The organism is Neisseria sp. P0008.S002 (genome assembly GCF_051962805.1).
GTDB classification, from domain to species: Bacteria; Pseudomonadota; Gammaproteobacteria; order Burkholderiales; family Neisseriaceae; genus Neisseria; species Neisseria perflava.
In genome coordinates, this window is record NZ_JBQCUY010000025.1 from 1 (window position 1) to 292 (window position 292).

Below are 292 nucleotides of genomic sequence, written 5' to 3' on the forward strand. Positions count from 1 at the left end.
TGGCTGCCGTGAACGTCAATACGGCCTCTTCTGCCGAACTGGAGGCATTGCCGGGTATCGGCCCGGCTAAGGCGAAAGCGATTGTGGAATATCGTCAGAAGAACGGTGCGTTCAAATCGGTGGAGGAGCTGAAAAACGTGAAGGGCATCGGTGATGCGGTGCTGAACAAGTTGAAGGCGGAGGCGACGGTTTCTCCTACCGCGCCTAAGGCCGCGCAGCCTGCCGTGAAAAAATAAGTCTGACGGACGTTTGTGCCGTATATGCCGCCCCGAGGCCGAACCGTTTGCCGGTT

1 protein-coding gene is annotated in these 292 nt (G+C 57.9%); it reads left to right on the plus strand.

The genetic code is table 11. From position 1 onward, the window contains the following. A partial coding sequence (locus ACTHSA_RS10835; RefSeq protein ID WP_440378898.1) for a ComEA family DNA-binding protein occupies window positions 1–236 on the plus strand: 236 nt, incomplete at its 5' end. Window positions 237–292 lie beyond the last annotated feature (56 nt).